Source organism: Acinetobacter sp. HR7 (assembly GCF_000773685.1).
Lineage (GTDB): Bacteria > Pseudomonadota > Gammaproteobacteria > Pseudomonadales > Moraxellaceae > Acinetobacter > Acinetobacter thermotolerans.
This window is the reverse complement of record NZ_JPQO01000151.1, coordinates 1-12704: the sequence shown is the minus strand read 5'-3', so window position 1 is coordinate 12704 and position 12704 is coordinate 1. Positions and strand designations below refer to the sequence as shown.

Annotated in this window: 11 protein-coding genes; 2 read left to right on the top strand and 9 right to left on the bottom strand. The window is 42.1% G+C overall.

Annotated features, from left to right (window positions below):
* The 9 genes from GW12_RS06915 to GW12_RS06875 all read right to left on the bottom strand — a co-directional run.
* On the bottom strand, positions 1–893 hold an 893-nt coding region (locus tag GW12_RS06915), incomplete at its 3' end, for a hypothetical protein (protein WP_052127895.1).
* Between the two features lie 94 nt (positions 894–987).
* Positions 988–2271, bottom strand: a complete 1284-nt coding sequence (gene purD / locus GW12_RS06910) for a phosphoribosylamine--glycine ligase (protein WP_034585369.1) — start codon at positions 2269–2271, stop codon at positions 988–990.
* Between the two features lie 147 nt (positions 2272–2418).
* Entirely contained in the window at positions 2419–3993 is a 1575-nt protein-coding gene (purH, locus tag GW12_RS06905; RefSeq protein WP_034585366.1) for a bifunctional phosphoribosylaminoimidazolecarboxamide formyltransferase/IMP cyclohydrolase, read from the bottom strand.
* 94 nt (positions 3994–4087) lie between these two features.
* A complete protein-coding gene (fis, locus tag GW12_RS06900) occupies positions 4088–4357 on the bottom strand; it encodes a DNA-binding transcriptional regulator Fis (RefSeq protein WP_001086304.1) in 270 nt (89 codons plus the stop codon).
* A 401-nt stretch (positions 4358–4758) separates the two neighbouring features.
* Positions 4759–5634 carry a DUF3426 domain-containing protein gene (locus tag GW12_RS06895; protein WP_034585363.1) on the bottom strand — a complete coding sequence of 292 codons (876 nt, stop codon included), beginning with the start codon at positions 5632–5634 and terminating at the stop codon, positions 4759–4761.
* Positions 5635–5648: 14 nt separating this feature from the next.
* Complete coding sequence (gene prmA / locus GW12_RS06890) at positions 5649–6554, bottom strand: 50S ribosomal protein L11 methyltransferase (protein ID WP_034585360.1); 906 nt, start codon at positions 6552–6554, stop codon at positions 5649–5651.
* Positions 6555–6690: 136 nt separating this feature from the next.
* Entirely contained in the window at positions 6691–7578 is an 888-nt protein-coding gene (locus GW12_RS06885; protein WP_034585357.1) for a bile acid:sodium symporter family protein, read from the bottom strand.
* Positions 7579–7655: 77 nt separating this feature from the next.
* Positions 7656–8546, bottom strand: coding sequence for a bile acid:sodium symporter family protein (locus GW12_RS06880; protein ID WP_034585354.1), 891 nt, complete (start codon positions 8544–8546; stop codon positions 7656–7658).
* Positions 8547–8674: 128 nt separating this feature from the next.
* Positions 8675–9019 carry a hypothetical protein gene (locus GW12_RS06875; RefSeq protein WP_034585351.1) on the bottom strand — a complete coding sequence of 115 codons (345 nt, stop codon included), beginning with the start codon at positions 9017–9019 and terminating at the stop codon, positions 8675–8677.
* A gap of 266 nt (positions 9020–9285) precedes the next feature.
* On the opposite strand from GW12_RS06875, the gene mnmG reads away from it, so the two are divergent.
* Positions 9286–11166: a tRNA uridine-5-carboxymethylaminomethyl(34) synthesis enzyme MnmG gene (mnmG, locus tag GW12_RS06870; RefSeq protein WP_034585347.1), complete on the top strand. Its 1881-nt coding sequence runs from the start codon at positions 9286–9288 to the stop codon at positions 11164–11166.
* 304 nt (positions 11167–11470) lie between these two features.
* Complete coding sequence (gene mhpT, locus GW12_RS06865) at positions 11471–12676, top strand: 3-(3-hydroxy-phenyl)propionate transporter MhpT (protein ID WP_034585344.1); 1206 nt, start codon at positions 11471–11473, stop codon at positions 12674–12676.
* Positions 12677–12704: the final 28 nt, after the last annotated feature.

Below are 12704 nucleotides of genomic sequence, written 5' to 3'. Positions count from 1 at the left end.
ATCTTTGTGCAACAAAGCCCTTTACCTCTAAAAATAAATTGATTTGGATACAAATCTGCTTCTACAGCTTTTAAAGTTCGTGATTTTAAGAGTCGTTCAGGATCTTTTGTTAGAGAGTTAATGATTTTTTCATTTTGATTACTTGATATTTTATCTGTAAACACACTTTTAATAAAATTTAATTTATCTTCTAAATATTTATACATTTCAGGCGGAAGAAAGTAGTCTTTTGGGGTAAGGGAGTCTTTTTTTAATGCAATACGACTTGGTCTCATTTTATTTATCTGCTTATAACTAATATTTGAAATTAAAATGAAATTAGGTATTTTGATATAAATTAAATGTTCATTGTCTACTTTTGTTAATAAGTCTACAGCTATAGCTCTTGTAAAGTAAGCATTTAGATTTGAATTTTTGCAGTTAAAGTTAACTATTGCATTACCTTCTAATGGTATCAAGTGTTGTTCATATTTGTCTAAGTTACTCGTTTTTCCTAATATATAATTACGAAGTTTCAATTCAGCATTTTCAATCTCTAAATCTGTATTTATGTTATTAAGTTCTATTAAATATACTAAAACTCTCCAAGATAATCCTGCACAGAATCTACTTAATTGAAAATTGTATACAAAGTTGTAATTATGAGATTTTCTATTCATATAAGGGTGAAAGATTACATCTGCAAAATATGATTCATCATTGGATAAAATATCCTCACATTGTTTGCATAATAATTTAGTTTTAATGATGTCTTGGCATCTGACATTTGGTTTGTTTATGTCCCTCAAATATCCTGTTGCTGATGTTTTGATAAGCCAACGACCAATAAATTTTGGAATAATATGACTCTCAACGAGCTCTTTATTTTCATTACATAGACGACAAGGTTTCATTATTATTAATTAAGATGTTGATATAATTTGTTAAATTATCATTTTTGCTTAAGTAAAAAAACCCGCACTAAGCGGGTTTTTTACTTAATTGAAATTAAGCATTTTCACGTGCAATCGCGCGGTAACCAATATCTTTACGGTATTGAACGCCATCGAAAGTCACTTTCTGGCAAAGTTTCAGAGCTTTTGCTTGCGCTTCGCCAATGGTGTTGCCCAGTGCAGTCACACAAAGTACACGACCACCCGCAGTGACGATTTCGCCTTTATCATTAGCTTTAGTGCCTGCATGGAATACTTTGGCATCAGTCATTTCAGTGTCTAGACCAGAAATCACATCACCATTGCTAGAAGTTTCTGGGTAGCCTTTAGATGCCAGTACGATACCCACAGTCTTGCGCCCATCCCATTCAGCTTCTGCTGGCAGGTTACCTGCGATACCTGCTTCAACCAGATCAACTAAAGATGATTTCAGGCGCATCATGATTGGTTGAGTTTCAGGATCACCGAAACGGCAGTTGAACTCGATCACACGTGGTTGACCTTGCTCATCAATCATCAGACCTGCGTAAAGGAAACCAGTGTAAACGTGACCATCTTTTTTCATGCCTTCTACAGTTGGACGCATGATTTCTGCCATCACTTTGTCAAAGACATCTGAAGTGACAACCGGAGCAGGAGAGTATGCACCCATACCGCCAGTGTTAGGACCTTGGTCACCTTCAAAGATCCGTTTGTGATCCTGTGAAGTTGCCATTGGCAGGATGTTGTCGCCATCGATCATGCAAATGAAAGAGGCTTCTTCACCAGCCAAGAACTGCTCGATTACCACGCGTGAACCGGCATCACCAAACTTGTTGCCCGCCAGCATGTCTTCAATCGCAGCAAATGCTTCTTCTTTGGTCATGGCTACGATTACGCCTTTACCAGCTGCAAGACCATCAGCCTTGATCACGATTGGTGCGCCATTTTTCTCCACAAAGGCTTTCGCTGCATCCACTTCAGTGAAGACGTCATAGAAAGCAGTTGGAATGTTGTGGCGTTTCAGGAAGTGCTTCGCGAATGCTTTAGAACCTTCCAGCTGTGCAGCGAATTGGGTTGGACCCCAAATTTTCAGGTCAGCTTCACGACAAGCATCAACTACACCATTGACCAGTGGAGCTTCTGGACCCACAACGATCAGGTCAACTGCATTGTTTTTTGCAAATTCAATAATGGCAGGGTTATTGAGAATGTCCAAAGCGACATTTTCACATTTATTTTCAGTTGCGGTGCCCGCATTGCCCGGTGCAACGAACACTTTTGCCACTTTATCGTCTTGTGCGATTTTCCATGCCAGTGCATGTTCACGGCCGCCACTACCTAAAACTAAAATGTTCATCTTTAGAAAATTCCCTCGAAAATGAAATTCCACAAACCCAATGAGGTTCAAAATCTTTAGCCATCTTATAACAAGATGTAAATCAATCTACTGATGTAGCAAACCCTCCTTCGAAAAGGAGGGTCTGAAATTTAATATTTTAAAATATTAGTGGCGGAAATGACGCATGCCAGTGAACACCATTGCGATACCGTGTTCGTCAGCTGCCGCAATCACTTCTTCATCACGCATTGAACCACCTGGTTGGATGATGCATTTGATGCCTGCTTTCGCAGCATTGTCGATACCGTCACGGAATGGGAAGAATGCATCAGATGCCATTACTGCACCTTCAACAACCAGACCAGCGTGTTCAGCTTTGATCGCAGCGATACGAGCAGAGTTAACGCGGCTCATCTGACCAGCGCCTACACCGATGGTTTGACGGTTTTTCGCATATACGATCGCGTTAGACTTCACGTATTTTGCAACTTTCCAGGCAAAGATCAGGTCATCGATTTCCTGTTCAGTTGGTGCAATCTTAGTCACAACTTTCAGGTCATCTTTAGTGATCATGCCAAGGTCTTGGTCTTGAACCAGAAGACCGCCATTTACGCGTTTGTAGTCCAGTTGTGGAGCACGTTCGTCGATTGCAGGAAGTTCGCCACATACCAGTACGCGTACGTTTTTCTTCGCACCAGTTACTTCAAGTACGCCTTCAGCGATGCTCGGTGCAATGATCACTTCAACGAATTGACGTTCAACGATCGCTTTTGCAGTTTCAACGTCTAATTCACGGTTGAATGCAATGATGCCGCCGAATGCAGATTCTGGGTCAGTTGCATAAGCCAGGTTGTAAGCTGTTTTGATACCGTCTAAAGATACTGCAACACCACATGGGTTCGCGTGTTTTACAATTACACATGCAGGTTTGGCAAATGATTTTACGCATTCAAGTGCAGCATCGGTATCTGCAATATTGTTATAAGATAATTCTTTACCTTGTAACTGTTTAGCACTTGAAACAGAAGCTTCTTTCGCAGCTGGATCAACATAGAATGCTGCTGACTGGTGCGGGTTTTCGCCGTAACGAAGATCTTGTGCCTTGTTTAACTGTGTATTGAAAGTACGCGCAAATTTGTCTGCTTGGCCTTCTTCTTTACCTACACGAGCACCCAGGTAAGATGCAATCATACCGTCGTATTGAGCAGTATGTTCGAATGCTTTCACTGCCAGGTCAAAACGAGTTGCATAAGATAGTGCACCTTCAGCTTTCAGCTCAGCAACAACAGTTGCATAGTCAGAAGCATTGACCACGATACCCACAGACGCATGGTTTTTCGCAGCAGCACGAACCATAGTAGGACCACCGATGTCGATGTTTTCAATCGCATCAGCCAGTGAACAGTTTGGTTTTGCAACTGTTGCAGCAAATGGGTAAAGGTTCACAACAACAAGGTCGATTGGATCAATGTTGTGTTCAGCCATCACAGCTTCGTCTAGACCACGACGAGCCAGGATACCCCCATGGATTTTCGGATGTAGTGTTTTAACACGGCCGTCCATCATCTCTGGAAAACCAGTGTGCTCAGAAACTTCAACGACAGGGACATTATTGTCTTTCAACAATTTGTATGTTCCACCTGTAGATAGAATTTCTACCCCCAGAGCAGCTAGGTCTTGTGCAAATTCGACAATACCGGTTTTGTCGGAAACAGAGATTAAAGCGCGTTTAATAGTCATGATCTTCGTCACAGTTATCAAGGAACAGATTAAATCTAAAATAGCTAATAGCAGTCAAAAAAAATGCCTGCGATTAACGCAAGCATTTTATCATTTATTCACTCATTAAACCGTGTGCTTTTAACTTTTTACGTAAAGTCCCACGGTTTAAGCCGAGAATTTCAGCGGCGCGAGTCTGATTACCACGCGTATATTCTAGAACTACAGATAAAAGAGGCTTCTCCATTTCTGCCAGCACCATGTCATACACCTGAGAAGGTTGCTCGCCTTGCAGTTGTGCAAAGTAGTGGCGAACTGCGCGATCTACGTGGATACGTAGAGCAACATCAGATTGTGCAGTAAAAATAGGAGATTTGCTATTCATGCGAATTAATCCGAAAAAAACAAATATCACTTGGGTAAAGTGATATATATAAGTGGTCTAGAAATTGAAATGAACTCCGTTTTAGATCCTAAAACCGGAGCCCTAAAACTTGATCATTACTTTGAGCTAGTAGCTTGACACATCTCGGCGCGTTGGTCGAAAAATAAGCGTAACAATAGTTAAATTTTTGTTACTGGCCAAAATTAACACAAAAAAATCTGCTCGATACGCATTAATAAATTAAGCGCATTAGGCAAGACTATATTTTAGTGAAAAAGTCGCGAGGAGTTGGCAGTACTTAGCTTTCGTGGCGCGTATAATACCATTGTCTAGGCAAAAGTGAGCAAGAAAACTGCATTTTTTTTAACTTTTTTTTGCTTTTTTAATAGGTTTTTTCAATATTATGGGCGAATAATTTCCAAATTGTAGCTGTCGAAGCTTTTTCGGTCGGCTGGTACCTTAAACTCAAATTTGAACGGGCTATTTTTAGGAATACGTTCAATGCGTGCCAGACTTTCAATCAGGTATTCGGATGGTGACAACATATAGGTGGTGGTGATCACGCCATTGTCTTTCAGGTCTAGACGTAATAGCGGCATCGCCAGACTGCGGTCATGATAATTGATTAGCTCACCGCTAAACTGGGTTTCATTCTTGCCTAATGCTGTGACCTTTACCTTTTTTGTATTAATCAGGTTGTAATGTTCTTCCATGCTGGAACAGTTCAGCACATCACACACGGCATGAAAGGCTGTGCTCATGACATGACTGTTTTTTAAGTACTGCGGATTGAACCAGAAAAACTGAAAAATCAGGAAAGCTAGCAAAACAATATTAATAAAAGTCCAACCTGCATAACGCAACACCGAACGGCGGTTATCATTATCCAGATTATCTTCCCAATTCATAGCTGGAAGGGCACTGATCGGTTCGGTACTAAAATAGTTGAGATTGTTCAGATAGGTTTTCAGGTCGATATTTGAGTTTTCAACCTTTTCATCAAAGATGTGCAGCAAGTTGTTCTGACGTGATGGAATTTTGCTGTTATACAGTTCAGGGTCAAAATCGGATTCCAGAATCTTGCGTGGTGCATCAGGATCGGTTTTGGGAGCTGTTGTGGTGGCTGATGCCGGAGTATCAGTCACCAAATGAGAAAGGGCATTGAACGACGTGGAACACTTGGGACAACAAACCATACCCTGTGCAATGGTTAGCTGAGCAACCGTTACTTTGTAGATAGTGGAACAAGTCGGGCAGAGGGTTCGTTTGTCACTCATACATTTACGCTTTTTTAGTCCTTATGGCGTTTACCTGAAATACGGCACCAGTATTCATCTCTTTTTTCGACTTCTAATATATCAAAATGATTTGAGTAAATGCTAGTAACATCAGCAACTTGTTCTTCAATTACGCCTGCTAATGCAAATTCGCCCTCAGGTTTAACCAGCTCGGCAAAATGAGGTTCCAGCATCATCAATGGGCCAGCGAGAATGTTCGCCACAAAGACGTCTGCCTTTAATGCACCGATTTCTTCGTTAAATTCTTCTGGCAAGCCCACGTATAAACGATCCAGCACACCATTCAATTCTGCATTTTGCTGGGTTGCCAATACCGCTTGCGGATCGATGTCAGTGGCATATGCTTTTTTTGCACCTAAAAGCAGTGCAGCAACTGCCAGAATACCTGAACCACAACCGTAGTCGATCACAATCTTGTCTTTGACATCAGTTTTACCTAGCCATTGCAGGCACAAGAAAGTTGAAGCATGGTTACCTGTACCAAAGGCCAGACCTGGATCCAGCTTGATATTTACTGCATCGGCTTTCGGTGCTTCCATCCATTCCGGTACAATCCAGAATTTTTCAGAGATCTGAATTGGCTCGTAAGCATCCATCCAGGTACGTTCCCATGCTTGGTCTTCCAGAAATTCGTGACGGATCGGTGCTTCAGGCAGCTGGGCACGAATAAAGGTTTCTAGTGCTGCGACATCAATTTCTTCTTCATCATCTTCCTGAGCATAGATGCCGGTGACAATGACTTTATTCCACAGTGGGGTTTCACCTGGAAGCGGTTCCAGTAAATCCTGATTTTCAGCATCATCCAGCGTTACACTGACAGCACCTAGCGAGCTAAGCAATGTTTCAGTGAAATCAACCTGAGCTTGATCAACCGTAATATGAATTTGTAACCACTTCACAGAAATAACCTTATGTATATCTTTTTCAAAAAGCTATTGTAGCGGAACTCGCTGGACTTGTGCTGCAAGTTTGCTGAGCAGATGTAAATAAAAAAAAGGAGATATAAAATCTCCTTAAATACTGATGAATAGTTATCTAATCCAGCGTTGGTAAGGCTTTCTGTACCTGAAGCGGTGATAGACGATTCAGTAACAGGCCAAAAATCGCCGCGAAAATATACATAAATATGGAATAAACAGCAGCAGGCATGGCAACTGCAGAGCTGCCAATCACTGTTAAGGCAATGGTCATTGCCAGTGTGCTGTTATGAATGCCAATTTCGAAAGCACTGGCTCGTGCCTGAGCACTATTAATGTTCAGCAGACGTGGTCCCAGATAGCCGATGCTCAGGCTCAGCATACAGAATAAGGCAGTTGCGAGACCAATCTGAGTTAGATATTCAATGATATTCGCTCGTTCCTTAACGATAGCTGCAATGATAATGAGTACCAGAAAGGTCACTGCAAAAATACGCAAAGGCTTGTTCAGCTTTGCAGTAAGGCTAGGGGCATAGTGGCGAATCAACATACCAATTGCCACTGGAATTAGGATAATGCCAAACACCTGTAAGATCTTACTGAACTGTAAGCCAATCTGCTGGCTATCTTGCATAAAATGCACAATCGAGAAATTGACAATTAAAGGGAGGGTAATTGCAGCAATCACTGAATTGATCGCCGTTAAGGTGATGTTGAGTGCTAGATCACCTTTAAATAGGTAGCTTAATAGATTGGCTGTACTGCCGCCGGGAGAAGCGGCGAGGAGCATCAGCCCAACTGACAGTAATGGTGGTAAAGCAAAGAGCTTACATAAGGCAAAGGCGATGCCAACCAGAAGGATGAGCTGGCAGCAAAGTGCAATCAGGACTGCTTTGGGGTGACGACTGACCCGGGCAAAGTCTTTTAAGGTTAACTCAAGACCGAGTCCCATCATGATCACTGCCAATGCCAGCGGCAGTAAAATCGTAATTATTCCAGAATCCATTCGTATGCTCCTGATCGGTTAATTTTTCTTATTGTCGATTGAGCATACAGGCAGGAAATGGATTTTTATATTTGCGGTTACAAATCTGATAAATGTTGCTCAGATTTCTGATACGCGTGTTGCTGTTTGCTGATGAAAAAGCCAAATAGTGTGGCAAAGAAATACATCACAATCGTATAAATGCCGGCCGGTACTGCAATCATAGTATTGCCAAGGACAGAAATGGCGACCGTGATCGCAACAGCGGTATTGTGAATACCGACTTCAAAAGTACAGGCCCGTGCCTGACGATCGGGAATGCCGAGCAATAAAGGCAGGCAATAACCGATAAACAGACTACTAAAGCAGAAAATAACTGCCGCGATACCGATACTGTGGAAGTATTCGAGCAGATGAAAACGTTCCCGTACGATGGTAAACAGGAATAAGACAATCAGGAAGCTGATAGCAAGGATGCGCATCGGGCGGCTGACGGTGATGGATAGTTTAGGGAACTTTTCCCGTAATGCCATGCCCAACAGCACTGGAATCAGAATAATAAAGAACACCTGAACCATTTTTTCTGTTGGCATGCTGACCTGATCTTCGCTGCCCAAAAAGAACATTAAAGAGAGTTTGATAATAAAAGGTAAGGTAAAAATGGAAAGTACAGTATTAATGGTGGTCAGGGTAATATTGAGTGCTACGTCGCCTTTATATAAGTAGCTAAACAGGTTAGCGGTTGGGCCACCTGGAGACGCCGCAAGCAACATCATGCCCATAGCCAGCAGCGGCGGAAGCTGAAGCACGATACAGATCAGGAAAGCTAGACTAGTCAGTAAAACCAGTTGGGTGAATAAGGCAATAAAAATAACCTTGGGATATTGGACGACGCGTATAAAATCCTTGATGCGTAATTCCAGACCCAGCCCCATCATTAAAATTGCCAGCAAAACTGGCAGTAAAAAGACAAAAAATACCGAATCCATTTCAATATCCTTTTTATTATAGGATCTTCGTCTTAGATTCGAGTTTAACTTAAATACTTAAATAATCAATATAAAATGGGCAAAACCCTCGGTCTTGCCCATTAAAGTGATAAGTGGTATAGAAGCGTTTATTTTGGACGTGGCGGGGTAAAGCCGAGGGCGCATTTACCTTGCATTTCCTGACCATTGATCATTGCGGTTCCTGTACCAGATCCATCCTGACATGCAGTATAGATTTCTGCTTCTGTACCGGTTAAAGCATTTTTATCATTAGAAAAGAACTGTGGTTCACAGGTTCCGTTCCAGATAATGCCACGGTATGGGAAGCTGACGGCCTGACCAGCAGATTTGCCTTTACAAACTTTCTGGTAAAGATCAGGATTATAGACTTTCTCAACCTTATCATTTGCAGTTGCCATACCTGTAACTGACATCGCACCGAGCATTATTGAAAATAATAATTTCTTATCCATGTATTTCACCTTTTTTCTCGCGGAGCATCAAAGTTACATATTAGAAAATATGACTGCTCAAACAATATGCATCAGGTAACAAATAGAGTAGATATGTATTGATTTTTCAATGTTTTGCTAATTAATGAAAGATTAAGTGACTATTAAGAATCATTATAAAAACAGGAAATGTGAAGGGTGAATTAATTCCACTGAATTTGTCAACTTTAAGCTGAACTTTGCTATAATGTTCAGCTATCCATTTTTCTATCTCTCTAATTACCACTATGCACTATCCTAAAGTATACGATGTCATTGTTATCGGTGGCGGTCACGCAGGTACGGAAGCAGCATTGGCTGCAGCACGTATGGGCCGACAGACTTTACTCTTAACTCATAACATTGAGACTTTAGGGCAGATGAGCTGTAACCCGGCGATTGGTGGTATTGGTAAATCACATCTGGTACGTGAAATTGACGCGTTAGGCGGTGCGATGGCTTTGGCTGCCGACAAAGGTGGTATCCAGTTCCGTATTCTGAATTCACGTAAAGGTGCTGCAGTGCGTGCAACCCGTGCGCAGGCAGACCGTGTACGTTATAAAGCCGCGATCCGTCATATGCTGGAAAACCAGGCGAATCTGGATATCTTCCAGCAAGCAGCAGATGACCTGATTGTTGAAGGAGATACCGTTAAGGGTGTTGTGACCCAGATGGGGATTCGCTTTGATGCGAAAACTGTAGTATTAACTGCAGGGACATTCTTGGGTGGTGTGATTCACATCGGTCTAAATAATGCTTCAGGTGGCCGTGCTGGTGATCCTCCTTCAATTTCTTTGGCACACCGTTTGCGTGAATTGAAACTGCCTGTGGGTCGTTTAAAAACAGGTACGCCACCACGTATTGATGCGCGCTCTGTAGATTTCTCTGTGATGACGCCACAGCCAGGTGATTTCCCGTCACCAACCATGTCATTCATGGGGGATGTATCAATGCACCCGGAACAGGTGAACTGCTACATCACACATACTAACGAGCGTACTCACGAGATTATCCGTGGTGGTCTGGATCGTTCACCAATGTACACTGGCAAGATTGAAGGTGTAGGTCCGCGTTACTGTCCATCAATTGAAGACAAGATTCATAAATTTGCCGATAAAGACTCACACCAGGTATTCCTTGAACCAGAAGGTCTGGATACGCATGAGCTTTATCCAAATGGTATTTCTACTTCTTTACCATTTGACGTTCAGTTTGAATTAGTACGTTCGATCCGCGGTATGGAGAACGCGCATATTCTTCGTCCAGGTTATGCAATCGAATACGATTACTTCAACCCACAAGCTCTAAAATTCACGCTCGAAACCAAAGCAATCAATAACTTGTACTTTGCGGGTCAGATCAACGGTACCACCGGTTATGAAGAGGCAGGTGCACAAGGTCTGCTGGCAGGTTTAAACGCTGCACGCCGTGCCTGGGATCAGGAACAGTGGACACCGAAACGTGACGAAGCCTATATGGGCGTTCTGGTAGATGATCTGATCACATTGGGTACTAAAGAACCGTACCGTATGTTTACCTCACGTGCGGAATATCGTTTGATGTTGCGTGAAGACAACGCAGACCAACGTTTAACTCCAATTGGTCGTGAGCTTGGTCTTGTAGATGACACACGTTGGGCAGCTTACTGTGAAAAAATGGAAGCAGTTGAACGTGAAACAGGTCGTTTACAACACCTTTGGGCAGCGCCAAACAATCCAATGGGCAAAAAATTCGTTGAAATGACAGGTGCAGATCTTTCTAAAGAATGTTCTGCAATTGATTTATTGAAACGTCCAAATATTACTTTTGCTCAAATTGCAGAACTGACTGATTCAGACGTGTCTCAACAAGTGGGCGACCAAATTGAGATTGCTGTTAAATACGAAGGTTATATTAACCGTCAGCATCAAGATGTAGCGCAAATGAAGCGTTTGGAAGAAACCAAAATTCCTACCGATTTTGACTACGATGTAGTTTCAGGTTTGTCTCGTGAAATTACCATGAAGTTAAAGCAAGTGCGTCCTGAAACATTGGCTCAAGCAAGCCGTATTCCAGGGGTAACACCTGCTGCAGTACAATTAGTGATGATTACCATCCGTAAAAATGCCAATACCAAAAAATCGGCTTAAAATTTTGAAGTGAAAAAGCCCGCCTTATGCGGGCTTTTTTATGCGATAAAAAAAGTTCACGATTATTATGAGCTATGGTTTGATAATAAATAACTTTAATAAACATAAATAATTGAAAATAAATTAAAAAATAATTTATTTATAGCTAATTTAACTTATTTTTAGATCTTTTATGTCTTAAATTTAGCGAATTTTCATCATTTTATCTTCCACTGGTCAGACCATGGTCTGTCTATGTTACTGCCACAGATAGGAGGAAAATCTTGACCAATAAAATTGGTATTAATAAATAGAGGGTGAGCATATGGCAAATATACGCTCTGTAAAATTACAAAAAATTCTAACCGTTTTCTTGTGTTTCTGGGTCGCCTTCTTTGAAGGCTTTGACCTGCAGGCACCGGGAATTGCTGCGAAAGGAATCGCAACGAGCTTTGGTCTCGATCAGGTACAAATGGGCTCTGTGTTTAGTCTAGGTGTATTTGGCATGCTCTTTGGCGCTTTCTTTGGCGGCCGTATCGCTGATTACCTGGGACAGAAAAAGGTGCTGATGCTGTCGATTTTGATCTTTGGTATTTTTATGAGTATCACAGCGCTAGCACCGAATGACACGATTCTTTATGTTGCACGTTTCCTGACAGGTCTGGGCTTAGGTGCTGCGATGCCGACGATGATCTCAGTGGTTGGTGTGGAAGCGAGTGAAGCCAACCGGGGTAAACTGAACAGCCTGATGTATTGTGGTCTGCCGGTGGGTGCGATCTTTGTTGCGGGTCTGGCTACTTTTATTAAAGACATTCCATGGCAAACCTTGTTTCTGATTGGTGGTATTGCACCATTGGCATTGCTGCCTTTTATGGGCTGGATTCTACGCGATAAGAAAAAAGAAGTTGTGGCAGAAGTACAGACAGATACTGAAGTGCCATCTATGGCAAAAGTGCTGTTTGCCGAGCAGTGCTATAAGCAGACATTGCCACTATGGCTGAGTTTCTTTTTCACCTTAATGATTAACTATATTCTGATCAGCTGGTTACCAAACCTGTTAATGCAACAGGGTCTGGAAAAACAGCAAGCCTTTATGATTATGATGCTGTTCCAGGTGGGCGCAGTCGTGGGTACGCTGGGCATGGGTTATCTGCTGGATCGTCTTAAACTCTGGCAAATGGCGATTATCATCTATACCGGTCTGTTGGTAGCAATCGTGACGTTGTTTACCACAACTTCAATACCATTACTGATTTTTGCAGGGATTTTAGGTGGCATCTTCTCTACTGGTGGTCAATCCATCCTATACGGTATTTCACCGATTTTCTACTCGAATGCTGGTAAGGTAACTGGTGTGGGAAGTGCGATTTCACTCGGCCGTTTAGGTGCAATGACTGGGCCGTTATTAACTGGGAAAATTCTGGCATTGGGTTTAGGTACAACTGGTATTCTGATCGCCAGTGCACCCGGTGTGATTCTATCTGCCGTTGCTGTGGCTGCATTGTCTACCTATAAAGCCAATCATAAGTGATCTATTGATTGTCTTGTCCTGAAATAGA